Below are 24,252 nucleotides of genomic sequence, written 5' to 3' on the forward strand. Positions count from 1 at the left end.
CCGCAAGGAGCCAGATTGACGTTAACAGGACGGCGACGAACCTTGCGGCGGCAGATAACGCTGCGGATCGAGTGCGGTAGCGCGATAGCGGATCTGGAAGTGCAGGAACACCGAATCGGTGCCGGTGCTGCCCATGGTGCCGATCTTCTGCCCCGCTTTCACATCCTGACCGTTGCGCACCAGCGTAGTGTCGTTGTGCGCATAGGCGGTAATAAAATCTTCGCCGTGCTTAATCATGATCAGGTTGCCGTAGCCGCGCAGCTGGTTGCCGACGTACACCACTTTGCCCTTGGCGGAAGCGTAAATCGGCTGGCCGCGTTTGCCGGCGATGTCGATGCCCTTGTTGCCGCCATCTGAATTGGAGTAGGCCTGCACGATCCGGCCGCTGGTCGGCCAGCGCCAACAGCGGGCGGCGCCCGGCGGCGGCGTCTGCTTGGCGATCGCAGCGGAAGACGAAGAGGTTTTACGACGCGTGGCGGCGGTTTTGGTCGGCGCGCTGCCGCTCAGCCGCAGTTTCTGCCCCACTTCCAGGCTATAGGGCGGGCGTATCTTGTTGATTCTGGCCAGATCGCTGACTTCGCTGTCGGTGATCCAGGCGATGTAGTACAGCGTATCGCCCCGTTTGACGGTGTAGGACTTGCCGGTGTAGCTGCCCTTCGGCAGTTTGTCGTAGTCGCGGTTGTAGGTGTTTTTACCCGAACACCCGGCCAACAGCAGCCCCAATGTCAGACACACCGCGATGCGGCGCCACCTTGCCAGCTTGCTTCCTGTGCTCAAATCCTGTCCCCAATCGTCTTTTCGGTTCTGATACGCGTCAGCCGCACAGTGTAACATTTGCGCCGGGTCAGTCAAAAACCCCCAGACGGTCTATGCTAAACAGGTAAGGATGACTGATTAATTACCCAACGACGAAATGGAGTACTGTCATGTTGAACCTCGACCGCAATAATCTGCCCCTCCTGAGCGAAGAGCTGCTCAAAAAGCAACGCACCACCCTGCTGATCATCGCCTTCCTGCTGCTGGCGGGCGGCATACTGTGCCTGGTGAATCCTTTCGCCTCCGGCGCAGCGCTGAGCATCGTGGTGGGCGTCCTGCTGCTGTTGAGCGGCGCCGGGCTGATTATCGCCATGATAGCCAACCGGGCGCAGAATACCTGGCCGATGATCGGCGGCATTCTGCTGGGCGTGGCCTACCTGATTATCGGCTATGTGTTCATCACCAGCCCGCTGGCGGGCATTCTGGCGCTGGCGGTCTACCTCGCCGTGCTGTTTGCGCTCGGCGGCATCGCGCGCCTGGCGGCAGGCTATATGCGCCGAGGCCTGCCGGGCAACTGGCTGCAGTTCGTCATCGGCGTGCTCGATTTGATCATCGCCTGGATGCTGATCGGCTCAGGCCCGGCGGCGTCGGTGACGCTGGTGACGGCGATCGTCGGCATCGAGATGCTGGTCAGTTCCTTTGCCCTGTTCCAGGCTGCGAATCTGTTTAAACGCGCCTGATCGTAACGGCCCGCCGACGGCGGGCCGCCATCCCCTCCCCATTTGCAAACAAAACAAGGCGATACCCCCTCAGCTTGTCCGTGGTTATCTTCATCGGTAAGTGCCAATATAGGCGAAGACAAGGGAGCTGAAACCGATGACAACCCATTCCAAACCGTTGAACTCGCGGGAAGTCTGCCTGCAATTACGCCACTTCAACCAGGTAATCGGGCAACAATGCCGCAATATGGCGCGCCAAAAAACCGCTTGCCCGTGCTGCCTGACGGACATCGCCACCGGCTGCGACGCCGGTATCAAACTGTGTGGACAGCAGTTGGCCAAACCCAACCCGCAAACCCCGTTATTCCGGCAGATTCGCAACCTGCTGCTCGACCTGCGCGCAGAAGCGATAGGGGTTCACAGAATAGACGTCCTGAACCGCACCAATAACGAAATCTCCTGGCTGTTGCGCGAGCTTTATTTCGAGACATTCTGAACACGAGCGCCACGCGCCCATCGCTTGATACCTGCCGGTGCGGGCAAGATGCCGCACCGTTTCACCGCCGCACCAGCCGACTTTTCGCCACGTTATCTTTTTGCGTTCTCCCCACTTTACGACCGCCATCACACCTCGCCAACCCCACATTGCGTTGGTTATAGAGTCGTCTACAATTCAATCGAATTACCCCCTACAACATCAGAAATTATTATTATTAGAGGTGATTATGTTACAGAAACACGAAAACGTAATAAGTATGACTGTACTAAGCCCGCAAGCCACCCAAGAGCTGATGCCCTCATTTTCTTCCTTGCCCCACACGCAACATGCCGACGGCAAATATCGCCTGCGCCGTTATTCCGTCGTGAAATACCTCAACCCCAACATCGCCGAAGTGGGGCCGCGCACCTTCATGCAGTCGGATCAGATCAACCATTTCCAGGGCAACGTGGTGCGCCGCTTCGAGCCTATCGACAGCGCCGTGCTGCAGAGCGCCGGCATGGCGGAAATGTGCAACCTGTTTGCCGAAAACAACGAACTGCCGGAAGGCGCCGAAATAGAGATCCACCAGATGCGCGTGGTCGCCATCCAAAAAGATACGCTGGTGGCGCCGGAAGGCATTCACCAGGACGGTTTCGACCATATCGCGATGATCGCCATTCACCGCCACAATATCGTCGGCGGCGAAATCATGCTGTACGACGACAGCCGCCACGATCCTTTCTTCAAAAAAGCGCTGGCCGACGGTGAAGCCGTGCTGTTGGCGGACAGTAAACTGTGGCACAACGCCACGCCGATCAATACCGTAAGCCCGAATGAAGAAGGCTATCTGGATCTCTTCGTCCTCACCGCTCGGGGAGAGAAAGCATGACCTTTACCCCCGAGCTCGCCCGACGCCAGTTCAGCGCCCTGTCCCGGCAGATCGACGGCAAACCGGCGATCTTTTTCGACGGCCCCGGCGGTGCGCAAGTTTCCCGGGGCGTGCTGGAAAAAATGACCGACTACCTGGGGAAGTACAACGCCAACCTGGGCGGGCACTACTTCTCCAGCCGGGTTACCGGCGAGGTGATGAGTCAGGCGCGCGAATCGGTGCGCGCCTTGTTAAATGCGCCGTCGCCCGACAACATCGTCTTCGGCATGAACATGACCACGCTGACCTTTCATCTCAGCCGCATCATCAGTCGCGATTGGCGGGACGGCGATGAGGTCATCGTCACCGCGCTGGATCACTACGCCAACGTCTCCAGCTGGCAGCAGGCCGCCGCCGACAAAGGCGCCGTGGTGCATCAGATAGCGCTGGAGAGCGCCGATTGTTCTCTCGACGCGGCAAAAGTGTGCGCGCGCATCAACGCCAACACGCGTCTGGTGGCGGTCAGCTACGCGTCCAACGTCACCGGCAGCATCGTCGATATCAAAACCATCGTTGAAGCCGCACATCGGGTGGGCGCACAGGTGTATGTCGACGCCGTTCATTACGCGCCGCATAACCTGATCGACGTGCAGGCGTTGGGATGTGACTTCCTGGTGTGCTCCGCCTACAAATTCTTTGGCCCGCACGTCGGCATGGCCTACATCGCACCGCAGTGGCTGCAGCGCCTGCGGCCGTACAAAGTCGAGCCGGCCACTGACGTCGGCCCCGGCCGTTTCGAGACCGGCACGCAGAGCTTCGAAGCGCTGGCCGGCGTCGCGGCCGCTATCGAGTATTTGGCGCAGTGGGGCACGCCCGACGCGCCGTTAAGGCAGCGCTTGCAGGAGAGCTTCGCCGCCTACCACCGGCATGAAGAGGCGCTGTGCCGCCACTTTTTGCAACGGCTGCAGCAACTCGACGGCGTGCGGCTCTACGGCAATCCGCAGGCGGACAGCGCACGCCGCACGCCGACCTTCGCCCTGACCTTCAGCGGCCAGGCGCCCGACGCGATCGCCCGACGGCTGGGGCACCACAACATCTGCGCCGGCAGCGGACATTTCTATGCGCTGGGCCTGATTCAGCAACTGGGGCTGCAGGACGGCGGCGTGCTGCGCATCGGCATGATGCACTACAACACCCTTGATGAGATCGATACGCTGTTTGAAATACTCGCCAAGGAGATCCTCGGTTAATGCGCCATAACGGCCCGACCGGTTTTCCGGCGGGCCACACCGCATAAATAGCCGTGCGTGTCGCCGGAGGCGTTAAACGTGAATAACGCTCCCCCTGCTTGAGGGGTTGGGTAGAATAGGCGGGATTTTTTTGAAAAGGGATTTTTACGTTGAGAAAATATGCCGTTATCACCGCCGCGTTGATGATGTCTTCCTGCGCTACGCCGGAAAAGTGGGAAGCGCAAACGGCGGCTCCGACACCCCTTGAAGCCGCCAGAGCAAGCTGCCGACAAGAAGCCGAACAACGCTATCCCGTGAGCCTGTCTTTAGACACCCGCTCGCCTGTATTCTCCTCCATGAATATCAACGGTGCGGATATCCCCAATACTCACGGCGTCGTTTTTCCTTCGGACCGTAATGAAATGCGCAGAAAAGAACACGTTAATGCCTGCATGAAATTGGAGGGATGGGAAAATAAGAATAAGGTGACGGGGTTATTGGCCTTTTTATTTAACTAACGGCAACGTGAATTATTCGGAATTACCGCACAGAGACAGCGGTAATTCCGCTCTATAGAGCGGCGTCGGCCTCCTGCGCCAGCCCGACTATTTTGCTACGATATTACAGTCACCACCTTTCCTCCATTCAGGGCGATAATCAAACAAATGGAATAAATCAATTTATGAGTGAGAAAGACACCTCCTTAAATAAGCCGCAAAGCCATATCAACAAAGCGGTATTCTTCACCTCTGCAGTCCTCATTTTTCTTCTGGTCGCCTTCGCCGCCTTTTTCCCCGACGTCGCTGACAAAAACTTCAAGCTTCTGCAGCAACAAATCTTCACCAACGCCAGCTGGTTTTATATTTTGGCCGTGGCGCTCATATTGCTCAGCGTGACGTTTCTGGGGCTTTCTCGTTACGGCGACATCAAACTTGGCCCCGATCATGCGCAACCCGATTTTCGCTATCACTCCTGGTTTGCCATGCTGTTTTCGGCGGGGATGGGCATTGGTCTGATGTTCTTCGGCGTGGCAGAACCGGTTATGCACTATCTCTCGCCGCCGGTCGGCACGCCCGAGAGCATCGAGGCGGCCAAACAAGCCATGCGCCTGACCTTTTTCCACTGGGGGCTGCATGCCTGGGCAATCTACGCCATCGTGGCGTTGATTCTGGCCTTCTTCAGCTATCGGCATGGCCTGCCGTTGACCCTGCGCTCCGCGCTTTATCCGATCATCGGCGATCGCATTTATGGCCCTATCGGCCACGCCGTCGATATCTTCGCCGTCATCGGCACCGTATTCGGGGTCGCGACCTCGCTGGGTTATGGCGTATTGCAGGTCAACGCCGGGCTTAACCACCTGTTTGGCGTGCCAATCAACGAAACCGTTCAGGTGATATTAATCGTGGTGATTACCGGGCTGGCCACCATTTCCGTGGTTTCCGGGCTGGAGAAGGGCATACGCTTTCTGTCGGAGCTGAACCTCAGCCTGGCGCTGTTGCTCCTGGCCTTGGTCTTGCTGTTGGGGCCAACCGTTTTGCTGTTGAAATCCTTTGTGGAAAATACCGGCGGCTATCTGTCCGAGCTGGTCAGCAAAACCTTCAACCTGTATGCCTATGAACCCAAATCCAGCAACTGGCTAGGCGGATGGACGCTGCTCTACTGGGGGTGGTGGCTCTCCTGGTCGCCTTTCGTCGGGATGTTCATCGCACGGGTTTCCCGCGGCCGAACCATCCGCGAATTTGTCACGGGCGTGCTGTTCGTCCCGGCCGGCTTCACCCTCATGTGGATGACCGTGTTCGGCAACAGCGCCATTTACCTCATCATGGAAAAGGGCGCGGCAGATCTCGCCGCTACGGTACAACAAGACGTGGCCTTGGCGTTGTTTAACTTCCTGGAGCATTTCCCATTCTCCAGCGTGCTTTCGTTTATCGCCATGGCGATGGTTATCGTCTTTTTTGTCACGTCCGCCGACTCCGGCGCCATGGTCGTGGATACCCTGGCTTCGGGCGGCTCCAGCAACACGCCGGTATGGCAACGCATTTTCTGGGCGTCGCTGATGGGCATCGTCGCCATCGCCTTGCTGATCGCCGGGGGGCTCAGCGCGCTGCAAACCGTCACCATCGCCAGCGCGCTGCCTTTCTCGGCCATCTTGCTGATATCCATTTACGGTTTGCTTAAAGCGCTGCGTCGCGATCTGACCAAGCGTGACAGCCAGAATATGGCCACCATCGCCCCTACCGCCGCCCGCAATCCTATCCCCTGGCAGCGCAGGCTGCGTAATATCGCTTATCTGCCAAAGCGCTCGCTGGTTAAGCGCTTTATGGACGAAGTCATCCAGTCGGCCATGACGCTGGTGCAGGAGGAGCTGAGTAAGCAAGGCACGCTCAGCAGTATCAACACCGGCGCGGAAGATCGCATTCGTTTCGAGGTTGATTTAGGCGATGAGCTTAACTTTATCTATGAAGTCAGACTGCGCGGCTACAGCTCGCCGACCTTCGCCCTGGCCGGGCTGGATAATGATGAACAGCAAGCCGAGCAGCACAAATATTATCGCGCGGAGATCTACCTGAAAGAAGGCGGCCAGAACTACGATGTCATGGGCTGGAATCAGGAGCAGTTGATCAACGATATTCTCGACCAGTACGAAAAGCATCTGCATTTCTTGCATCTGGTGCGCTGAATGCCGACATGCCGTCCCCAGGGGCGGCATTTTTTTGCCCTGCCTTCCTCCCTGCGGCGCTGATGATGCGGGTGGGATGGCGGGCGACCAGAAATAATGCTTACATGTGCAAAGGATTGGGTTGGGGTAACGTTTTGGAGAATCAGGATGCTTTTATGAGGGGGTACTGGAGCGGGTGAAGGGAATCGAACCCTCGTATGCAGCTTGGGAAGCTGCCGTTCTACCATTGAACTACACCCGCATCGGTGTGCGACAGGCATTATAACCGGTTATCGGCGGCGGGCAAGCGGAGATGGCGCGTAACTGTCGATGTTTTAAGCGGTTAAGTCCTGCAGACGAAAAAAAACCGGCGCAGTTGCCCGCACCGGTTGTTGCACGCTAAACGCGATTATTTCTGCGGGCGCATCGCCGGGAACAGAATCACGTCGCGGATGGTGTGGCTGTTGGTGAACAGCATCACCATGCGGTCGATGCCGATGCCCAGACCGGCGGTCGGCGGCAGGCCGTGCTCCAGCGCGGTGACGTAGTCTTCGTCGTAGAACATCGCTTCATCGTCGCCGGCGTCTTTGGCGTTCACCTGATCGGCGAAGCGCTGCGCCTGGTCTTCGGCGTCGTTCAGCTCGGAGAAGCCGTTGCCGATTTCACGGCCGCCGATGAAGAACTCGAAGCGGTCGGTGATTTCCGGGTTCACGTCGTTGCGGCGCGCCAGCGGCGACACTTCAGCCGGGTACTCGGTGATGAAGGTCGGCTGAATCAGATGGCTTTCCGCCACTTCTTCGAAGATCTCGGTCACGACGCGGCCCAGGCCCCAGCTCTTCTCAACCTTGATGCCGATGGATTCCGCGATGGCCACCGCTTTGCCCATGTCGGCCAGGTCAGCCAGATCGGTTTCCGGACGGTATTTCTTGATCGCCTCGGTCATGGTCAGCTTCTCGAACGGCTTGCCGAAGTCGAACACTTCGTCGCCGTACTGCACCTGAGAGGTGCCCAGCACTTTCTCGGTCAGGGTGCGGAACAGCGTCTCGGTCAGCTCGATCAGGTCTTTGTAATCCGCGTAAGCCATGTAGAGTTCCATCATGGTGAACTCTGGGTTGTGACGCGGAGAAACGCCTTCGTTACGGAAGTTGCGGTTGATTTCGAACACGCGCTCAAAGCCGCCGACCACCAGACGCTTCAGATACAGTTCCGGCGCGATGCGCAGGTACATGTCGATATCCAGCGCATTGTGGTGGGTGATGAACGGACGCGCCGACGCACCACCCGGGATCACCTGCATCATCGGGGTTTCGACTTCCATGAAGCCGCGTTCCACCATGAAGTTACGGATAGCCGACATCACCTGAGAACGCACCTTGAAGGTGTTGCGCGACTCTTCGTTGGCGATCAGATCCAGGTAACGCTGGCGGTAACGGGTTTCCTGATCCGCCAGGCCGTGGAATTTGTCCGGCAGCGGACGCAGCGCTTTGGTCAGCAGACGCAGTTCGGTGCAGTGGATCGACAGTTCGCCGGTCTTGGTTTTGAACAGCTTGCCGCGCGCGCCGAGGATATCGCCCAGGTCCCACTTCTTGAACTGCTCGTTGTACACGCCTTCAGCCAGATCGTCGCGCGCGACGTACAGTTGAATGCGGCCGCCCACGTCCTGCAGCGTAACGAAAGATGCCTTGCCCATAATGCGGCGGGTCATCATGCGGCCGGCGACGGTCACTTCTACGCCCAGCGCTTCCAGCTCTTCGTTGTCTTTATCGCCGTACGCGGCGTGCAGTTTGTCGGAGGTGGAGTCGCGACGGAAGTCGTTCGGGAACGCAATGCCGTTCTCACGCAGGCCGGCCAGTTTCTCGCGGCGGGACTGCAGCTCGTTATTGAGATCCAGCGCCTGATCGGCGCCCTGTACTTGTTGTTCAGACATTTCTATTCCTCATAACCCGGCTTTCAAACTTGCCTCAATGAATTTATCCAGGTCGCCATCCAGTACGGCCTGCGTGTTACGCGTTTCGACGTTGGTGCGCAAATCCTTGATGCGGGAGTCATCCAGCACGTAAGAACGGATTTGGCTGCCCCAGCCGATGTCGGACTTGTTGTCTTCCATCGCCTGTTTATCAGCATTTTTCTTTTGCATCTCAAACTCGTACAGCTTGGCTCGCAGCTGTTTAAACGCTTGATCCTTGTTCTTATGCTGAGAACGATCGTTCTGGCACTGCACCACGATGTTGGTTGGCAGGTGAGTAATACGTACGGCGGATTCGGTTTTGTTGACGTGCTGACCGCCCGCACCGGAGGCGCGGTACACGTCGATGCGCAGATCCGCCGGGTTGATATCGATGTCGATATCGTCGTCCACTTCCGGGTAGATGAACACCGAGCTGAACGAGGTGTGGCGACGGCCGCCGGAGTCGAACGGGCTCTTGCGCACCAGGCGGTGAACGCCGGTTTCAGTGCGCAACCAGCCGAACGCGTAGTCGCCGATGATCTTGATGGTGGCCGATTTCAGACCCGCAACGTCGCCGTCGGACTCTTCGATCACTTCGGTCTTGAAGCCCTTGGCTTCGGCCCAGCGCAGGTACATGCGCAGCAGCATGCTGGCCCAGTCTTGCGCTTCGGTGCCGCCGGAGCCGGCCTGAATGTCCAGATAGCAGTCGGCGCTGTCGTATTCGCCGGAGAACATGCGGCGGAATTCCAACTGCTCGAGCTTGGCGATCAGTTGATCGAGTTCGGCGACCGCTTCGTTGAAGGTCTCTTCATCGTCGGCTTCCACCGCCAGCTCCAGCAGACCGCTGACGTCTTCGCTGCCCTGCTGCAGGTGATCGATGGTTTCAACGATGGCTTCCAGCGCGGCGCGCTCTTTGCCGAGCGCCTGTGCGCGCTCCGGTTCGTTCCAAACGTCCGGCTGCTCCAGCTCGGCGTTGACTTCTTCTAGGCGTTCCTTCTTGGCATCATAGTCAAAGATACCCCCTAAGAACCGCAGTCCGCTCGGACAGGTCCTGAATTCGGTTTTTTACCGGGTTAATTTCAAACATGGTTTTGCGTTCTTTTACGTTGATGTCGTCGATGGCGGAATGCCATTGGAACCGATAATTCTAACGGATCCGGGCGGCAGTTTATAGCGAGTTGGTCAGTTTTTGTGGCGATCGGGAAGGATGCCGGGGATTGGAGAGCCCAATCCCCGAGTTGTGTTCAATTTCGCCTCAGCGCGGCCAAAGGTGCTGGATCAGCAGTTGCACGTTGCGGTTGCCGCGAAACTCGTTGACGTCGAGTTTGTAGGCCAGTTCCACTTCGCGCACGCTGCTGTCCGGCCACAGCGTGGTGTCCACGTTGAACGCGATGCCGTCGAGCAACGGGCCGCCGCCAAGCGGTTCCACCATCAGCTTCAGGTGTTTCTCACCCACCAGCCGCTGCTGCAGGATGCGGAACTTGCCGTCGAAGGTCGGTTCCGGGAACGCCTGGCCCCACGGGCCGCCCTCGCGCAGCAGCTCCGCCGTCGTCAACGACAGCTCCTGCATCGCCAGTTCGCCATCGGACCAGATCACCCCTTCCAACATCGCCGGATCGAGCCATTCGCCCACCAGCTCGCCGAAACGCTGGCGGAACTCGTCGAATTTGGCCTCTTCCAGCGACAGCCCGGCCGCCATCGCGTGGCCGCCGAACTTCATCATCAGCCCGGGGTTCAGCATATCCAGCCGCTCCAGCGCGTCGCGCATGTGCAAGCCGGGCACCGAACGGCCGGAGCCTTTCAGGATGCCGTCGCCCGCCGGCGCGAAAGCGATCACCGGACGGTGGAAACGCTCTTTGATGCGCGAAGCGAGGATGCCCACCACGCCCTGATGCCATTCCGGATGATACATCGCCAGCCCGTAAGGCAGCTCGGTGCTGGTGCGCTCCAGCTGATCGCACAGCTGCAGGGCTTCCACCTGCATGCCCTGCTCTATCTCGCGTCGCGTCTGGTTCAGCGCATCGAGATCGTTGGCCAGCATGCGCGCCTGCGCGATGTCGTCGCTCAGCAGCAGCGCCACACCGATCGACATGTCGTCCAGCCTGCCGGCGGCGTTGAGCCGCGGGCCGAGGGCGAAACCGAGATCGTTGGCCGCCAGTTGGCGGGCGTCGCGGTTGGCCACTTCGAGCAGCGCGCGGATGCCCGGTCGGCATTTGCCGGCACGGATGCGGTTTAATCCCTGATACACCAGAATGCGGTTGTTGGCGTCCAGCGGCACCACGTCGGCCACGGTGCCGAGCGCCACCAGATCCAGCAGTTCCGCCAGATTCGGCATCGCCAGCGTGCGCTGCTCGAACCAGCCGCTGTCCCGCAGCCGGGCGCGCAGCGCCAGCATCAGGTAGAACGCCACGCCTACCCCCGCCAGCGATTTGGACGGGAAGGCGCAGCCGCGCAGGTTGGGGTTAACGATCGCTTCAGCCGCCGGCAGGGTCTCGCCCGGCAGGTGGTGATCGGTCACCAGTACCTGCATGCCTTTGGCGTGCGCCACGTCGACGCCGGCGTGGGAGGAGATGCCGTTATCGACGGTAACAATGAGTTCTGCGCCGCGCGCCGCCGCCTGCTCCACCACTTCGGGGCTCAGGCCGTAACCGTCTTCGAAACGGTTTGGCACCAGATAATCGACGGCTGCGCCGCCCATGCTGCGCAGCGCCAGCACCGTCAGCGCGGTGCTGGTGGCGCCGTCGGCGTCGAAATCGCCCACCACCATAATGCGGCGGCCGTCTGCCAGCGCTTGCTGCAACAGGCTGACGGCGTCGTCGATGCCGTCCAGCTGTTGCCAGGGCAGCATGCCTTTGACGCCGCGCTCCAGCTCTTGCTCAGCCTGCACGCCGCGCAGGGCGTAAAGCCGACGCAGAAGCGGCGGCAAACTGGCGGGCAGATGCGTGTCGTCCGCCGCCGGGCGGCGGCGTAGTTGCGTTTTGATACTCACCGGCGATTAACCACCGGCTTTGGTGGCGGCCTGATGCGCGTCCAGCATGGCGGCCATCTCTTTCGGCCCCTGATAGCCCGGGATCATCATGCCGTTTTCCAAGATGATGGCCGGCGTGCCCTGAATGCCGAACTGCACGCCCAGCTCGTAATGCTTGCTGATGTCGGTTTTGCAGGTCGCCGGAGAAACGGCGTCGCCCTTCATGGCGGCGTCGAACGCCTTGGCCTTGTCGGCGGTGCACCAGATCGACTGCATGTCTTTTTCAGCCTGGGAAGCCAGCCCCTGGCGCGGGAACGCCAGGTAACGCACGGTAATGCCCAGATCGTTGTACTCTTTCATCTGCTGATGCAGTTTGTGACAGTAACCGCAGGTGATATCGGTGAACACGGTGATCACGTGTTTCTCTTTCGGCGCTTTGTAAACGATCATCTGATCTTTCAGCACTTCCATCTTGGTGCTCAGCAGTTGGTTGGTCACGTTGACCGGCTCTTTGCCGCTGACGTCGAACAGCGGGCCCTGCAGGATGTGCTTGCCGTCTTCGGAGGCGTACAGCACGCCGCTGTCGGTCAGCACGGTTTTCAGGCCGTTGACCGGCGAAGGCTGCACGTCCGCCTGCTGAATGCCCAGGCTGGCGAGCGCTTTTTTGATCGCCGCGTCATCGGCATGGGCGGCGCCAGCCACCGAAGCCACCAGCAGAGAGAGCAGCATTAAACCTTTTTTCATTGTTCCAATCCTTTCGAACCCGCCGCTCAGGCGCGCGGGTGATGCTGTTGATGTAGCTGTTTCAGTCGTTCGGTCGCTACATGAGTATAAATTTGCGTGGTCGAGAGATCGCTGTGGCCTAACAACATCTGTACGACACGGAGATCGGCCCCATGGTTCAGCAAATGGGTGGCGAACGCGTGCCGCAACACGTGCGGCGACAGACGCTCGCTGTCGATGCCCGCAAGGATGGCATAGTGTTTGATGCGATGCCAGAACGTCTGTCGGGTCATTTGCTGACACCGGTTGCTGGGGAACAGCACATCCAGCGTCTGGCCGTTGACCAGCCACGGGCGCCCGTGCTCCAGATAATTTTCGATCCAGTAGACCGCTTCTTCGCCCAGCGGCACCAGCCGCTCCTTGTTGCCCTTGCCGATCACCCGCACCACGCCCTGACGCAGGCTGACATCGCTGATGTTCAACCCCACCAGCTCAGAGACCCGCAGCCCGGTCGCGTACAACACCTCGAGCATCGCCTTGTCGCGCAGCTCCAGCGGCTGATCGACGCAGGGCGCCTGCAGCAGCGCATCGACCTGCGCCTCGCTCAGATCCTTCGGCAAACGCTGCGGCAGCTTCGGGGAAGCCAGCTGTGCGGTGGGATCGTCGGCGCGCAGCTTTTCGCGGTACAGATACTGAAACAGGCGACGCATGGCGCTCAGCAAGCGCGCGGAGCTGGTGGCCTTGTAGCCGCCGTCCACCCGCTCGGCGAGAAACGCCTGCAGATCCAAGGCCTGCGCCTGCAGCAAGTCGGTGTTTTGCTGGCCAAGCCAGGCGCCCAGGGCCTGCAAATCCAGCCGGTAGGAGGCCAGCGTATTTTCCGCCAGATTGCGCTCAAGCCACAGCGCATCCAGGAATTGCTCAATCAGCGCATTGTCTTGCTGTTGCACGCGGTCCTCTCTTCGTTGCATTTCCACCCGCGCCATTATGCCTTAAGCCGACGCAAATCAGGTATACTCGCTGCAATTCTCTAAACAGCAACGTAACGGTTTACACATGAAGATTGGTCTGTTTTACGGCTCCAGCACCTGCTACACCGAGATGGCGGCAGAAAAAATCCGTGAGATTCTGGGTGAAGACCTGGTCGACCTGCACAACCTGAAAGACGTCTCGCCCAAGCTGATGGAGGACTATTCCATTCTCATCCTCGGCATCCCGACCTGGGATTTCGGCGAACTGCAGGAAGACTGGGAAGCGATCTGGCCGCAGCTGCCGGCGCTGGATCTGAAAGGCAAGATCGTCGCCATGTACGGCATGGGCGATCAGCTCGGTTACGGCGAGTGGTTCCTCGACGCGCTGGGCATGCTGCACGATCACATCGCGCCGCTGGGCGTGCAGTTCATCGGCTTCTGGCCAACCGAGGGCTTCGAGTTCACCAGCCCCAAACCGCTGAGCGCCGACGGCAAACACTTCGTCGGCCTGGCGCTCGATGAGGTCAACCAATACGACCTGAGCGAAGAGCGCCTGCAGCAATGGTGCGAACAGATCCTGTTGGAGATGGAGCCGCTGCTGTAGCCGCTATCGGGCGATCTTCCCCAAACGCCGAGCGCCGGCGACATGATTCGCGCCGGCGCCCCCTATCAGTCTTGTTCGCCGTCACCCGCCGGCGGATACAGCAACAGCTGCCGCAGGTGGCGCCACTCCTCTTTGCTCATGCAGTCGGAAGCCAGCCACAGCCGACGGCGCTTTTTGCCCTCCATAGGCTGTAACGTCAGCAGCAGGCCGTAGCCCGGCATCCAGGGCTTTTTCGCCAGCCGCCATTCTCGGCCGTGCCAACTGAAACGCCTGTCCGCCAGCAGCCGCAGTTCACCCTGCACCGCAGCGATGCGCTTCTGGCTGCGAATGCACTGAAACACCACCAGCGTCAGCAACACCAGCCAGAGCGGACCAAAGCCTTCCGGCCAGGGCGAAATCAGGATCAGCAGGATCAGGACGCCGTGGGTCAACAGAGAGAACAGCTGGGTGCGCCAGGAAATGCGGATATCACATCGCCACTGGGCCACGATCTTTATTTCGCGTTTGGATCAGGGTCACCATTCTTTGCAGCTCGCTGTCCTGCGGCGCGCCATGATTCATCAGCCAGTTGAACAAATCGGGATCGTCGCACTCGAGCAGACGGATGAACAGCGCCTTGTCCGCGTCATTCAGGCTGTCGTATTCGTATTCGAAGAACGGCATGATGGAGATGTCCAGCTCGCGCATGCCACGACGGCAAGCCCAGTGAATACGTGCTTTGTTGTTAATATCCATGTTGTTATGACTCACCTCTTTTCAGCGCGGCAGCGCCAGCGCAGGGTTCAAATGACACACTGTATGGCAACGCCGTCGCAATATAATTCCATCAACCGGGGATCTGTCTGCAAGGGTGCCCTGGCCGCAAGCCTATAGAGTAACAATTTGACATACACGCCGGGAAGGCGCTTTGTGGCGGAAAACGCAATAAAGCGCAAAATGCCAAAAAAAGCGCCCCCCGGCGCCGCGGCGCGAATAACAGTTTGCAAAGCCCGCCGCCTCTTTTACCATGGGTTCAATACCCTTCAGGTAAGCTAAACGTTGAGCAGGAACTTACTATGGCGCATAACATTCCATTCCCACCCCGTCAGCCCTCCGCTTCCACCCATCTGCCCCTGACGCTGATCTCGCTGGAAGATTGGGCGCTGGTGACGCTGAACGGGCCGGACGCGGTGAAATATCTCCAGGGCCAGGTGACGGCGGACATCGACGCGCTGGCGGCCGATCAACACGTGCTGTGCGCCCACTGCGATGCCAAGGGCAAAATGTGGAGCAACCTGCGTCTGTTCCACCGTGGCGAAGGCTTCGCCTATCTGGAGCGCCGCAGCGTGCTGGACAGCCAACTGGCTGAAATTAAAAAATATGCGGTGTTTTCCAAAGTCACCATCGCCGCCGATAATGACGCGGTATTGCTGGGGGTCGCCGGTTTCCAGGCGCGCGCCGCGCTGGCGGGCCTGTTCGCCACGCTGCCGAGTGCCGAGCACCCGGTGGTGCAGGAAGGCGAAACCACGCTGCTGCACTTCGCTGCGCCGGCGGAACGTTTTCTGCTGGTGACCCGCCCCGCCGTGGCCGAACAGCTGATCGGCAAACTGCATGATCAGGCGGAACTGAATGACAGCAGCCAGTGGCTGGCGCTGGAGATCGAAGCCGGTTATCCGGTTATCGACGCCGCCAACAGCGCGCAGCTGATCCCGCAGGCCACCAACCTGCAGGCGCTGGAAGGCATCAGCTTCAGCAAGGGCTGCTATACCGGCCAGGAGATGGTGGCGCGCGCCAAATTCCGCGGCGCCAACAAACGCGCGCTCTACTGGCTGGAAGGTAAAGCCGCTCGCGCCCCGCAGGCGGCGGAAGATCTGGAGCTGCAGCTGGGTGAAAACTGGCGCCGCACCGGCACCGTACTGGCGTCGAGCCAATTGGCCGACGGCACGCTGTGGGTGCAGGTGGTGATGAACAACGATTTGGACGCCGACAGCAAGCTGCGGGTACGCGACGATGCCGCCAGCCAGTTGGCGATCAAACCGTTGCCCTACTCGCTGGCCGAAGAGAAATAATCCGTCGGCCGCAGGCGCCCTGCCTGCGGCCATCTTCGTTACTCGTCCAACTCCCCGTCGCGCTGCACCAGATAGATCAGCACCAGGATGATGGTGACGAAGAAGCGAAACGCATCGGGCACGCCGTTCCATTGTTTCGACATCCACATGCCAAACCACTCTCCCCCAATCGACATAAAGCCGACCTGCCAGGTGAGGAAGCCCAGCGTCAGCCCCACTACCGCCAGTTTTTTCCGGCCGTTGAAGGTTTTAGCGGGCAGTTTCAGGCCGCACAGCAGGCGCAGGCCGCCGATCCAGCACAGCAGCGCGGTCAGGCTCTCCAGCGCGATGATGAAGATATAGCCGGCGTGATGCAGCCACGGCGTCTGTATCGAACGGTAGCCAATGGTGGCGTCGGGAAAAATGGTGTCCATCATAAAGACATGGCGCACAAAGGCGAAGTTGGAGCCGTAATCGGTGATATTGCCGAAGGCCACCAGCGAAGCGAACAAAGCGATAGCGCAGACCAGCAGCGCTTTGGATAAGCGAACGATCATCGTGATGAGTCCTGAACAAAGTTAAGAGAAAGAGTATGCGGGCTCAGAAATGAAAGAACGGGCTTGCTGGATACCCGAAAGAAGCAAGCGCCTCTTTTTTAAAACAAAAGAGGCGCCTGTTCAATACGCATTCAGACGTAGCGATAACGTTTAGACGTAGAGATAGATCGCCATGAAATGGCAGGCGCTGCCGCCGAGCACGAAGCCGTGCCAGATGGCGTGGCCAAAGCGGATGCGCTTGGAGGCGTAGAAAATCACGCCGAGGGTATAGACCACCCCGCCTATCGCCAGCAGCGTGACGCCGCCGGCCTCCAGCCGCGTGACCAACTGATAAATCACGATCAGCGACAGCCAGCCCATCGTCAGGTAGGTCACCAGCGACAGGGCTTCAAAACGGTGGGCGAAGGCCAGCTTGAACAGCACGCCGATCAGCGCCAACCCCCAGATTACCGCCATCAGGCCCTTCGCCAGCGGCGAATCCAGCCCCACCAGCAAAAACGGGGTGTAAGTCCCGGCAATCAGGAGATAAATGGCGCAGTGGTCAAATTTTTTCAGCCAATGCTTGGCCTTCTGATGCGGGATCGCATGGTACAGCGTGGAAGCGAGAAACAGCAGGATCATGCTGCCGCCGTACAGGCTGTAACTGGTGATGGCCGTCGCATCGGCGCCGGTATTCACCGCCTGCACCAACAGCAACACCAGGCCGACGATGCCGAACACCAGCCCGATGCCGTGGCTGATGCTGTTGGCGATCTCTTCCGCCCACGGATAAGCCGCGGCGACAATCTTATTGGTCCCGGCTTTCACTACGTCCGTTTTCCCCATAACGCGCAACCCCTCAAAATGCCCTGCTTTGTTCGAAATTAACGCAAAGCAGCTTAACTGAGAATAATTCCAGTGTACACGTGTACGCTAAAATAAAAATGTGAACGCGTGTAACCATCGAAATCCCCTGCCCGGTGGTCTACAATCGTCAGGCTTCAACCCACCCACCTTGAGGTTTACACCATGTCATCCGCTGTACCCGCGTTAGATTTCGGTTCAATGACCCAGGCCATCCAGTTCCTGATGGAAATCGATAAGTTGAAAGGCGTGCAACGCCGCACCAAAGTGCTGGGCACCCAGCGCCAGGAAAACTCCGCCGAACACAGTTGGCACTTCGCCATCGCCGCCATGAGCCTGGCCCCGTACGCCGGTGATGACGTAGACATTCAGCGCGTGATCCAGATGGCGCTGCTGCATGACATCGTGGAAATCGACGCCGGTGACGTACTGGTCTACGATCTGGCCGCCCGCGCGGCGATCCACGATCAGGAAGTGGCGGCGGCGCGCCGTCTGTTCGGCATGCTGCCGCAGACACAGCGCGAGTATTTCACCGCTTTATGGCAGGAGTATGAAGATGGCGAAAGCGCCGATGCCCGCTTCGCCTTGTTGCTGGATCGCACCATGCCGATGCTGATGAACCTGCACAACGAAGGCCAGAGCTGGGTGGAAAACGGCATCAGCCTGGAGCAGGTACTGTCGCGCAATGCGGCGATCGCCGACGTGCATCCCGAGCTGTGGCGCCACCTGGAGCAACATCTGCGGGACGCGCAGCGCAAAGGCTGGTTGAAATAAGGGAACCGGGCTGCCGCCTCCGCGCCGCAGCCCGTTATCGTCACGCGAACGTCCGTTGGCGTTCCAACGCCTCCTCATAGCTCGGCATCGATCCCGCCGCACCGGCGCGCTCCACGCAGACCGCCGCATAGGCGGCGGCAAAGCGCACCGCCTCGGCTAACGGCACCTGATTCGCCAGCTGCGCCGCCAGGGCGCCGTTAAACGCATCGCCCGCGCCGGTGGTGTCTTTCGGCTGTGCCGGAAACGCCGGGATCAGTTCGCTGTTTTCCCCGTCCGAGAACAACGCCCCTTGCGTGCCCAACGTCACGATCAGCAAACGAATGCCCTTGGCGTGCAACACCTGCGCCGCCTGGCGCGCCGAAGCCACATCGCGCACCGGCACGCCGGTCAGCAACGTGCACTCGGTGGCGTTGGGCGTCAGCAGATCGACCTGCGCCAACAGGCTGTCCGGCACCGGCTGAAACGGCGCCGGGTTGAGTATGATGAACGTTTGCGCTTCGCGGGCAATGGCGATCACCTGCTCGATCGCCGGCAGGTTGTTCTCCAATTGAGTCAGTAGAATATCCGCCGCGGCGATCGCCGGCCGGCACTGACGCACCTCGTCTTCGCTGACCGTCAGGTTGGCGCCGGGATCGACGGCGATCATGTTTTCCGCATCCTCGCCGGCAACGTAGATAAGCGCATTGCCGGTGGGGCAATCGCCGGTAGAGAACAGCGTCACCGCATCGAAACCGGCGGCGGCGAGGTGGCGCCGGGCGAACGTGCCGAAGTCGTCGCGTCCCACCTTGCCGATATAATGCACCCGCGCTCCGGCGCGCAGCGCGGCGGTCGCCTGGTTGGCACCCTTGCCGCCCGCCCCCATCATGCTGTTGCGGGCGATCAGCGATTCGCCGGGCTGCGGAAAGCGCGCCATGCCGGCGACGATATCCAGGTTGAACGAACCGAACACGCAGACTTTGCCTTTCATTGCTGGTACTCCCTGCTCAATTGGAGGTGGCGCCGGGCGGCCAGACAGGCGCCTTTGCTGCCGGTTTCATCGCTGAGGCGGCTGACGGAGATCGTCAGCCCCTGCGCCGGCTGCGGCGCGCGCAGATGACGGCAGATCTCTTGCTCCAGCCGCGCCAGCGGAAAACCGCGCATGGCGATCACGCCGCCGCCCAGGATCAGGCGCTGGGGGTCGATCACGTTCATTTCGACGGCGATGGTCTGCGCCAATCGCTCGACGAAGCGCTGCAGATCAGGATGATCGCCGTGGCGTTCGAACAACCGGTCGAACGGCGTTTGCGCCGCGTTGGCGCGCGCCCAGCCGGTTAGCCAGTGACCGGACGTCAGACTCTCGACGCAGCCCCGTTTACCGCACGGGCATTCGCCCTGATGGCCCGGCCAGGGAATGTGCCCCAGCTCGCCGGCGGCGCCGTGCGCGCCGTGGTAAAAATCGCCGTTCAGCCACAGGCTGTTGCCCATGCCGGTGCCCAGATACAGCCCGACCGCCACCTGCGGCAACGCAGGCAGCTGCTGCAGATCCCACCACAGCAGATGATTGACGTCCTTGTCCATTCGCACCGGCAGCGCCAGCAAATCGGCCAACAGCGCCGCCACCGGCTGAGTGTCCAGCGCCGGGATAAACGGCAGCGACAGCACCCGTGAGCGATCGCGGCTGAGGATCCCCGGCAGCCCCAGCATCACCTGCGCCACCTGACGATCTTGGCAATGCCCGGCGATCAGCCGGCCCAACGCCGCCAGCGGATCGGCCTGCCGCGCCCAGTCGGCGGTCGCTATCTTGCGGTAACCGCTGAATTCACCTTCATCATCCATCAACAGCAGGCGGGTATTGGTGCCGCCGACGTCAACGCCAAGAAAATACCGCATCATGTCCCCCGCCTCAGGCCGCCTGCCGCATCTGATCCAGCATTTTTTCCCATGCCGTCTCCAGATCCGGATCGAGATTGAACAGCCCGGAGCTGCCGACGATCAACACTTCTGCACCGGCACCCATCAGATCGCGGTAAGTGCGCTGGTTGCAGGATCCGTCGATCTCGATCAGATAGCGCAGATTTTGTTGGCTTTTCAGATCGCGCAATTGGCGGATCTTTTCCAGCATCTCGGGAATGAACGGCTGCCCGGCATAGCCCGGATCGACGGTCATGACGGTGACCTTGTCCAGCAGGTGAAGGTAGTGGCGAATAAACTCCACCGGCGTGGCCGGGTTCAGCACCACCCCCACTTTTTTGCCCAGCGCGCGGATTTGATTGATCACCCGAAACGCGTCGCGGTTGATGGTTTCAGCGTGCGGGCAGATAAAGTCCGCGCCGGCGCGGGCGATTGGCTCGATAAAGTCGGTCGGGTTCTCCACCATCAGATGCACATCCAGCAACAACGAAGTGTGCGGGCGGATCTGTTCGATAAAGAACGGCGACAGCGTGATGTTTTTAACGTAATGCCCGTCCATGATGTCGATATGCAGCATATCGGCGCGGCGGTTCAGCACCGCCAATTGCTGGCGGATATCCATCAGGTTCATGCACATCAGTGAAGGCGAAATCTGGTATTTCATTAGCGTTATCCTGCGCAAAAGGGAAAAGGATCAGTGGCCCGCCGCGGTTCTGGCCTGGGCCGCGCTGCGGCGCATCGCCCGCCGCTGCCGATAGCGATGCCGGAAAAACTTCAGCGCCAGCACCGCGATCAGCACGGCGCCCCACATCGCCAGACTGAAATGCGGGCTGACGTTCATCAGATTCAAACCGGTCGCGATCACCTGTAGCACGATTAGCGCCAGCACCACGCCGCTGACCCGGCCAAAACCGCCGAACGGATCGGTGCCGCCCAGAATGATCGCCAGCACCGTGAGCAGCAGGTAAGAGTCGCCGTAGCCCATGCGCGCCGAGTTGAAGCGCGCCATCATCACCAGCCCGGCAATGACGCACAGCAGGCTGGAGAGGGTGTAAATGGCGATCAGCACCCGATGAGTATTCACGCCGCTGAAATGGGTGGCGTTGATGTTGCTGCCGCTCATGTAGATGCATTTGCCGAGCCGGGTTTTCTGCAGGAACAGCGCCAGCAAGGCGGCGACCGCCAGGAAGATCCACAGTGGCACCGGCACGCCCAGCACGCTCTCGGCGCCGATAAACCGCACGATCTCCGGCATGCCGCTCAGGGCTGCGCCGCGCGTCAGGTAGATGCCGATACCGTTGACCGTGGTCATGGTGGCCAGCGTCACCAGAATCGGGTGCGCGCCGACGTAGGCCACCAGTGCGCCGGTCGCCGCGCCGATAAGCCCGGCCAGCAGCATCGCCGCCGCCAGCGCCAAGGCCAGCCACAGCGCCTGCAAGCCCAGCCCGGCGTCCGCCGGCAGGTAGCTGATGAACAGCCAGGCCATCAGCAGGCTGGTCAGGTTGGCGCTGGCGATAATGCACAGGTTCAGGCCGCCGCTGAGGATCGGGATGAACATCGCCAGCGTCAGCAGACCCAGCTCCGGCAGCTGGAAGGCCACGCTGGTGAAGGTGGCGCCGCTGAAGAAGCGCCCCGGCATCAGCAGGCTGAAGGCGAGCACCACCGCCAGCAGCAAGGCCAGCAAACCGACGGCGGCCCCGTCCGGACGAAATTTCAGGTTGTTGCCCATCAAGCGCTCCTCAGGCGAAACCGACGTCGGTTTCTTTGCGTTTCTTGTAGTGAGTGACGGTGATCGCCGCGACGATCACCAGACCGATCACCACGTTCATGAAGTAGCTGGACACGCCGATCAGGTTGAGGCCGTTTTTCAGCACGCCGATCAGGAACACCCCCATCAGCGTGCCGACAACGCTGCCCTTGCCGCCGTTCAGGCTGGCGCCACCCAGCACCGCCGCCGCCAGCACGTCGAGCTCGCCGCCCACCAGCGCGTTGGGCACCACTTCCCCCATGCGATACACCTGCACCAGGCCGCCGATCGCCGCCATCGCGCCCAGATAGCCATAGGCGAACAGATGCAGCAGGCCGACGCGGATGCCGATGCGCCGCGCCGACTCCGCATCCCCGCCCACGGCAAACAGCTGGCGCCCGAGGTGCGTTTTGTTCAGCAGCAGCCAGGTCAGCAGCGCCACCGCCAGCATCACCAGCGTCGGCAAACCGAGCTGATAGCTCTGCTCACCCAGTTGGAACGGCAGCACGCTGCGCGGCAGCGTCCACCAGTCCGGCAATGCGTACAGGCTGCGGCCGTTGGTCAGCCACATCAGCATGCCGAACAACAACGCCTGCATGCTGATGGTGACGATGATCGAGACGATGCGCAGGCAGTAGATCAACAGCGCGTTGACCATGCCGAGCGCGGCGCCGATCGCCAACGCCAGCAAAATACTGCCCGTCGGGCTGGCCAGGCCGTAATGCGTCGCCAGCGTGGCGATCAGGTACTGCACCACCGAGGCGACTGCGGCGAAGGAAATGTCGATGCCGCCGGTCACCAGCACCACGAACAGGCCGAGAGCGAATATGCCGCTCACCGCGTAGCTTTCGCTGAGATCGAGCAGGTTTTGCACCGTCAAAAACTGATCGCTGAGCAGCGAAAAGACGATGACCGTCAGCAGCAGCACCCAGGCCAGGTAGCCTTCGTTGCCGCGCGGTTTCAGACTGAATCTACGCATTAACCGCCTCCGCCAGCTGCTGCTGGCTCACCTGCTCCGGCAGGTACTCGCCGATCACGCTGCCGCCGCTGAAGTGCAGCACCCGATCGCAGTTGTAATACACCTCGGGCACCTCGTCGGAGATCAGCAGAATCGCGATCCCCTCCTGCGCCAGCAGATGGATCAGTTGGTAGATGCTGGCCTTGGCGCCGACGTCGACACCGACGGTCGGCGAGTCGAGGATCAGGATCCGCGGTTGGGTCAGCACCCACTTGGCCAGCACGATCTTTTGCTGATTACCGCCGGACAGCGTCGAAACCGCCTGATCCGGATCCGCCACCCGCACGCCGAGTTTGGCGATCCACTCCGCGACGATGCGATTCTTGCGGTAATCGTCGATCAGGCGAAAACGCCCGCGCAGCTTATCGAGAATGGTCAGCACCGCGTTGTCCGCCACCGACTGTTGCTGCACCAGCCCCAGCGTCAGGCGATCCTCCGAGACATAACCGATGCCGGCCCTGATCGCGTCCTCATGGCCGCGAAAGCGCACCGGTTTGCTGTCGAGGTAAAGCTTGCCGCTGTCCGGCCGGGTCATGCCGAACAGGCTCAGCGCCAGCTCGGTGCGCCCGGAGCCGAGCAGTCCGCACAGCCCGAGCACCTCGCCCTGATGCAGGCGGAAGCTGACATCGTGATACTGCCCGGCGCGGCTGAGACGATCCGCCTCCAGCATCACCCGATCCTTATTCATGCTCGGTGACTTCAGGCGATAGTCCAGCGTCAGGCCGGTCATCAATTCGGTCAGGCGATCGCCGGTGATCTCCGCCGCCGGCCAGGTGCCGATCTTGTTGCCGTCGCGGATCACCGTGACGCGATCGGAGATCTCCAGCACCTCGTCCAGCCGGTGGCTGACGAACACCACGCAGATGCCCTGCGCTTTCAAATAATCCACCGTGCGCAGCAGCTGATTGACCTCGGTGCGGGTCAGCGAGGCGGTCGGTTCATCCATGATCACCAGCCGTGCCTGCGCCACCAGCGCGCGGCAAATCGCCACCTGCTGGCGCTGGGCGATCGGCAGTTCCGCTACCGGTTTGTCGAGATCGAGATTGAAATTCAGCTCCTGCAGCAGGCGCTCGGCGGTGCGCCGCAGCCTCGCCGGGCGGTGCCATCCCAATAGCCCGTGCAGGTTGTGCTCAAAGGCGATGTTTTCCGCCACCGTCAGGTTGGGAAACAGCGACAGATCCTGATAGATCACCTGAATGCCGAAGGCGCGCGCCTGATCCGGCGATAGCCGGCCGAAGGTTTGCCCATCGAAGGTAATGCGGCTGCCGTCATCCGGTTGATACACGCCGGCGATCGCCTTGATCAACGTACTCTTGCCGCAGCCATTGGTGCCGGCCAGGCAGTGCACCTCCCCCGGCATCAGCGCCAATGAAATATCGTTCAGCGCGCGCTGCCCGCCGAAGGTCATCGACAGCTGTTGCAGTTCGATAAGCGGCGCGCCCCTCGTTGCCGTATTGCCGGAAATCGCCATGA

At 60.5% G+C, this 24,252-nt stretch carries 25 protein-coding genes and 1 tRNA gene; 9 read left to right on the forward strand and 17 right to left on the reverse strand.

Annotated elements, in window-relative coordinates; translation table 11 throughout:
• Window positions 1–21: 21 nt before the first annotated feature.
• Entirely contained in the window at window positions 22–777 is a 756-nt protein-coding gene (actS, locus tag EDY99_RS16955) for an amidase activator ActS (protein WP_046687749.1), read from the reverse strand.
• A gap of 149 nt (window positions 778–926) precedes the next feature.
• Between actS and EDY99_RS16960 the strand changes: the two genes are divergently transcribed.
• The 6 genes from EDY99_RS16960 (at window position 927) to EDY99_RS16985 (ending at window position 6,733) form a co-directional block, all read left to right on the forward strand.
• Window positions 927–1,496, forward strand: coding sequence for an HdeD family acid-resistance protein (locus EDY99_RS16960; RefSeq protein WP_004931723.1), 570 nt, complete (start codon window positions 927–929; stop codon window positions 1,494–1,496).
• Between the two features lie 136 nt (window positions 1,497–1,632).
• Window positions 1,633–1,971, forward strand: coding sequence for a hypothetical protein (locus EDY99_RS16965; RefSeq protein WP_033644790.1), 339 nt, complete (start codon window positions 1,633–1,635; stop codon window positions 1,969–1,971).
• A 259-nt stretch (window positions 1,972–2,230) separates the two neighbouring features.
• Window positions 2,231–2,845 carry a 2OG-Fe dioxygenase family protein gene (locus tag EDY99_RS16970; RefSeq protein ID WP_223524591.1) on the forward strand — a complete coding sequence of 205 codons (615 nt, stop codon included), beginning with the start codon at window positions 2,231–2,233 and terminating at the stop codon, window positions 2,843–2,845.
• On the forward strand, window positions 2,842–4,074 hold the full coding sequence (locus EDY99_RS16975) for a cysteine desulfurase-like protein (protein WP_101453762.1): 1,233 nt from the start codon (window positions 2,842–2,844) through the stop codon (window positions 4,072–4,074). The genes EDY99_RS16970 and EDY99_RS16975 overlap by 4 nt, the downstream gene beginning before the upstream one ends.
• Window positions 4,075–4,223: 149 nt before the next feature.
• Window positions 4,224–4,571 (forward strand): hypothetical protein, encoded by a 348-nt coding sequence (locus EDY99_RS16980; protein ID WP_052752701.1) that lies wholly within the window; start codon window positions 4,224–4,226, stop codon window positions 4,569–4,571.
• Window positions 4,572–4,735: 164 nt separating this feature from the next.
• Window positions 4,736–6,733, forward strand: coding sequence for a choline BCCT transporter BetT (locus tag EDY99_RS16985; RefSeq protein ID WP_033652163.1), 1,998 nt, complete (start codon window positions 4,736–4,738; stop codon window positions 6,731–6,733).
• A gap of 167 nt (window positions 6,734–6,900) precedes the next feature.
• Here EDY99_RS16985 and EDY99_RS16990 read toward each other — a convergent pair.
• The 6 genes from EDY99_RS16990 to xerD all read right to left on the reverse strand — a co-directional run bounded on the left by EDY99_RS16990 (window position 6,901) and on the right by xerD (window position 13,298).
• Window positions 6,901–6,974, reverse strand: a tRNA-Gly gene (locus EDY99_RS16990).
• Between the two features lie 147 nt (window positions 6,975–7,121).
• Window positions 7,122–8,639: a lysine--tRNA ligase gene (gene lysS / locus EDY99_RS16995; protein ID WP_004931697.1), complete on the reverse strand. Its 1,518-nt coding sequence runs from the start codon at window positions 8,637–8,639 to the stop codon at window positions 7,122–7,124.
• Window positions 8,640–8,648: 9 nt separating this feature from the next.
• Window positions 8,649–9,747 (reverse strand): peptide chain release factor 2 gene (gene prfB, locus EDY99_RS17000; RefSeq protein ID WP_099783420.1). Its coding sequence is split into 2 segments (ribosomal slippage): window positions 8,649–9,671 and window positions 9,673–9,747, totalling 1,098 coding nucleotides; the frame shifts between segments, so codons are not numbered across the junction.
• A 168-nt stretch (window positions 9,748–9,915) separates the two neighbouring features.
• Window positions 9,916–11,649 (reverse strand): single-stranded-DNA-specific exonuclease RecJ, encoded by a 1,734-nt coding sequence (gene recJ, locus EDY99_RS17005; protein WP_122017015.1) that lies wholly within the window; start codon window positions 11,647–11,649, stop codon window positions 9,916–9,918.
• A gap of 6 nt (window positions 11,650–11,655) precedes the next feature.
• Window positions 11,656–12,372, reverse strand: coding sequence for a bifunctional protein-disulfide isomerase/oxidoreductase DsbC (gene dsbC / locus EDY99_RS17010; protein ID WP_123061949.1), 717 nt, complete (start codon window positions 12,370–12,372; stop codon window positions 11,656–11,658).
• Between the two features lie 26 nt (window positions 12,373–12,398).
• On the reverse strand, window positions 12,399–13,298 hold the full coding sequence (xerD, locus tag EDY99_RS17015; RefSeq protein WP_033644935.1) for a site-specific tyrosine recombinase XerD: 900 nt from the start codon (window positions 13,296–13,298) through the stop codon (window positions 12,399–12,401).
• A gap of 106 nt (window positions 13,299–13,404) precedes the next feature.
• Here xerD and fldB point away from each other — a divergent pair, with 106 nt between their 5' ends.
• On the forward strand, window positions 13,405–13,923 hold the full coding sequence (fldB, locus tag EDY99_RS17020; RefSeq protein WP_033635825.1) for a flavodoxin FldB: 519 nt from the start codon (window positions 13,405–13,407) through the stop codon (window positions 13,921–13,923).
• Window positions 13,924–13,988: 65 nt separating this feature from the next.
• Here fldB and EDY99_RS17025 read toward each other — a convergent pair whose 3' ends face one another.
• Together EDY99_RS17025 and sdhE are read right to left on the reverse strand one after the other, a co-directional pair.
• On the reverse strand, window positions 13,989–14,411 hold the full coding sequence (locus EDY99_RS17025; protein ID WP_042785308.1) for a protein YgfX: 423 nt from the start codon (window positions 14,409–14,411) through the stop codon (window positions 13,989–13,991).
• Window positions 14,392–14,658: an FAD assembly factor SdhE gene (gene sdhE, locus EDY99_RS17030; protein WP_019455657.1), complete on the reverse strand. Its 267-nt coding sequence runs from the start codon at window positions 14,656–14,658 to the stop codon at window positions 14,392–14,394. The genes EDY99_RS17025 and sdhE overlap by 20 nt, the downstream gene beginning before the upstream one ends.
• Before the next feature lie 320 nt (window positions 14,659–14,978).
• Between sdhE and ygfZ the strand changes: the two genes are divergently transcribed.
• A complete protein-coding gene (gene ygfZ, locus EDY99_RS17035) occupies window positions 14,979–15,971 on the forward strand; it encodes a tRNA-modifying protein YgfZ (RefSeq protein ID WP_099783413.1) in 993 nt (330 codons plus the stop codon).
• Between the two features lie 38 nt (window positions 15,972–16,009).
• On the opposite strand, the gene EDY99_RS17040 is transcribed toward ygfZ, so the two are convergent.
• Together EDY99_RS17040 and EDY99_RS17045 are read right to left on the reverse strand one after the other, a co-directional pair.
• Window positions 16,010–16,507, reverse strand: a complete 498-nt coding sequence (locus EDY99_RS17040; RefSeq protein WP_060422863.1) for a DUF2165 family protein — start codon at window positions 16,505–16,507, stop codon at window positions 16,010–16,012.
• Between the two features lie 150 nt (window positions 16,508–16,657).
• Entirely contained in the window at window positions 16,658–17,332 is a 675-nt protein-coding gene (locus EDY99_RS17045) for a hemolysin III family protein (protein ID WP_123061950.1), read from the reverse strand.
• 183 nt (window positions 17,333–17,515) lie between these two features.
• On the opposite strand from EDY99_RS17045, the gene EDY99_RS17050 reads away from it, so the two are divergent.
• The gene (locus tag EDY99_RS17050; protein ID WP_047573791.1) at window positions 17,516–18,124 is read left to right on the forward strand and encodes an HD family hydrolase; all 609 of its coding nucleotides are present in this window, start codon (window positions 17,516–17,518) and stop codon (window positions 18,122–18,124) included.
• Between the two features lie 40 nt (window positions 18,125–18,164).
• Here the strand turns inward: EDY99_RS17050 and rbsK are convergent, their stop codons facing one another.
• The 6 genes from rbsK to EDY99_RS17080 are packed head-to-tail and all read right to left on the reverse strand — an operon-like array spanning window position 18,165 to window position 24,250.
• Window positions 18,165–19,091 (reverse strand): ribokinase, encoded by a 927-nt coding sequence (rbsK, locus tag EDY99_RS17055; protein WP_033644768.1) that lies wholly within the window; start codon window positions 19,089–19,091, stop codon window positions 18,165–18,167.
• On the reverse strand, window positions 19,088–19,996 hold the full coding sequence (gene alsK / locus EDY99_RS17060; RefSeq protein ID WP_123061951.1) for an allose kinase: 909 nt from the start codon (window positions 19,994–19,996) through the stop codon (window positions 19,088–19,090). Before alsK ends, rbsK begins: the two co-directional genes overlap by 4 nt.
• 10 nt (window positions 19,997–20,006) lie before the next feature.
• Entirely contained in the window at window positions 20,007–20,678 is a 672-nt protein-coding gene (alsE, locus tag EDY99_RS17065; protein WP_033644765.1) for a D-allulose 6-phosphate 3-epimerase, read from the reverse strand.
• Between the two features lie 30 nt (window positions 20,679–20,708).
• Complete coding sequence (locus EDY99_RS17070) at window positions 20,709–21,743, reverse strand: ABC transporter permease (protein WP_033652172.1); 1,035 nt, start codon at window positions 21,741–21,743, stop codon at window positions 20,709–20,711.
• A gap of 10 nt (window positions 21,744–21,753) precedes the next feature.
• The gene (locus EDY99_RS17075) at window positions 21,754–22,740 is read right to left on the reverse strand and encodes an ABC transporter permease (RefSeq protein WP_033652174.1); all 987 of its coding nucleotides are present in this window, start codon (window positions 22,738–22,740) and stop codon (window positions 21,754–21,756) included.
• On the reverse strand, window positions 22,733–24,250 hold the full coding sequence (locus EDY99_RS17080; RefSeq protein WP_033644760.1) for a sugar ABC transporter ATP-binding protein: 1,518 nt from the start codon (window positions 24,248–24,250) through the stop codon (window positions 22,733–22,735). Before EDY99_RS17080 ends, EDY99_RS17075 begins: the two co-directional genes overlap by 8 nt.
• Window positions 24,251–24,252 lie beyond the last annotated feature (2 nt).

The sequence above is a fragment of the Serratia sp. LS-1 genome, from assembly GCF_003719595.1.
GTDB lineage: Bacteria > Pseudomonadota > Gammaproteobacteria > Enterobacterales > Enterobacteriaceae > Serratia > Serratia ureilytica.

Bases quoted from the DNA above. Each gene is read 5' to 3' on its own strand.
- EDY99_RS16960 (WP_004931723.1), top strand. From the start codon at position 927: ATGTTGAACCTCGACCGCAATAATCTGCCCCTCCTGAGCGAAGAGCTG.
- EDY99_RS16965 (WP_033644790.1), top strand. From the start codon at position 1,633: ATGACAACCCATTCCAAACCGTTGAACTCGCGGGAAGTCTGCCTGCAA.
- EDY99_RS16970 (WP_223524591.1), top strand. From the start codon at position 2,231: ATGACTGTACTAAGCCCGCAAGCCACCCAAGAGCTGATGCCCTCATTT.
- EDY99_RS16975 (WP_101453762.1), top strand. From the start codon at position 2,842: ATGACCTTTACCCCCGAGCTCGCCCGACGCCAGTTCAGCGCCCTGTCC.
- EDY99_RS16985 (WP_033652163.1), top strand. From the start codon at position 4,736: ATGAGTGAGAAAGACACCTCCTTAAATAAGCCGCAAAGCCATATCAAC.
- lysS (WP_004931697.1), bottom strand. From the start codon at position 8,639: ATGTCTGAACAACAAGTACAGGGCGCCGATCAGGCGCTGGATCTCAAT.
- dsbC (WP_123061949.1), bottom strand. From the start codon at position 12,372: ATGAAAAAAGGTTTAATGCTGCTCTCTCTGCTGGTGGCTTCGGTGGCT.
- fldB (WP_033635825.1), top strand. From the start codon at position 13,405: ATGAAGATTGGTCTGTTTTACGGCTCCAGCACCTGCTACACCGAGATG.
- sdhE (WP_019455657.1), bottom strand. From the start codon at position 14,658: ATGGATATTAACAACAAAGCACGTATTCACTGGGCTTGCCGTCGTGGC.
- ygfZ (WP_099783413.1), top strand. From the start codon at position 14,979: ATGGCGCATAACATTCCATTCCCACCCCGTCAGCCCTCCGCTTCCACC.
- EDY99_RS17040 (WP_060422863.1), bottom strand. From the start codon at position 16,507: ATGATCGTTCGCTTATCCAAAGCGCTGCTGGTCTGCGCTATCGCTTTG.
- EDY99_RS17045 (WP_123061950.1), bottom strand. From the start codon at position 17,332: ATGGGGAAAACGGACGTAGTGAAAGCCGGGACCAATAAGATTGTCGCC.
- EDY99_RS17050 (WP_047573791.1), top strand. From the start codon at position 17,516: ATGTCATCCGCTGTACCCGCGTTAGATTTCGGTTCAATGACCCAGGCC.
- rbsK (WP_033644768.1), bottom strand. From the start codon at position 19,091: ATGAAAGGCAAAGTCTGCGTGTTCGGTTCGTTCAACCTGGATATCGTC.
- alsK (WP_123061951.1), bottom strand. From the start codon at position 19,996: ATGATGCGGTATTTTCTTGGCGTTGACGTCGGCGGCACCAATACCCGC.
- alsE (WP_033644765.1), bottom strand. From the start codon at position 20,678: ATGAAATACCAGATTTCGCCTTCACTGATGTGCATGAACCTGATGGAT.
- EDY99_RS17070 (WP_033652172.1), bottom strand. From the start codon at position 21,743: ATGGGCAACAACCTGAAATTTCGTCCGGACGGGGCCGCCGTCGGTTTG.
- EDY99_RS17075 (WP_033652174.1), bottom strand. From the start codon at position 22,740: ATGCGTAGATTCAGTCTGAAACCGCGCGGCAACGAAGGCTACCTGGCC.
- EDY99_RS17080 (WP_033644760.1), bottom strand. From the start codon at position 24,250: ATGGCGATTTCCGGCAATACGGCAACGAGGGGCGCGCCGCTTATCGAA.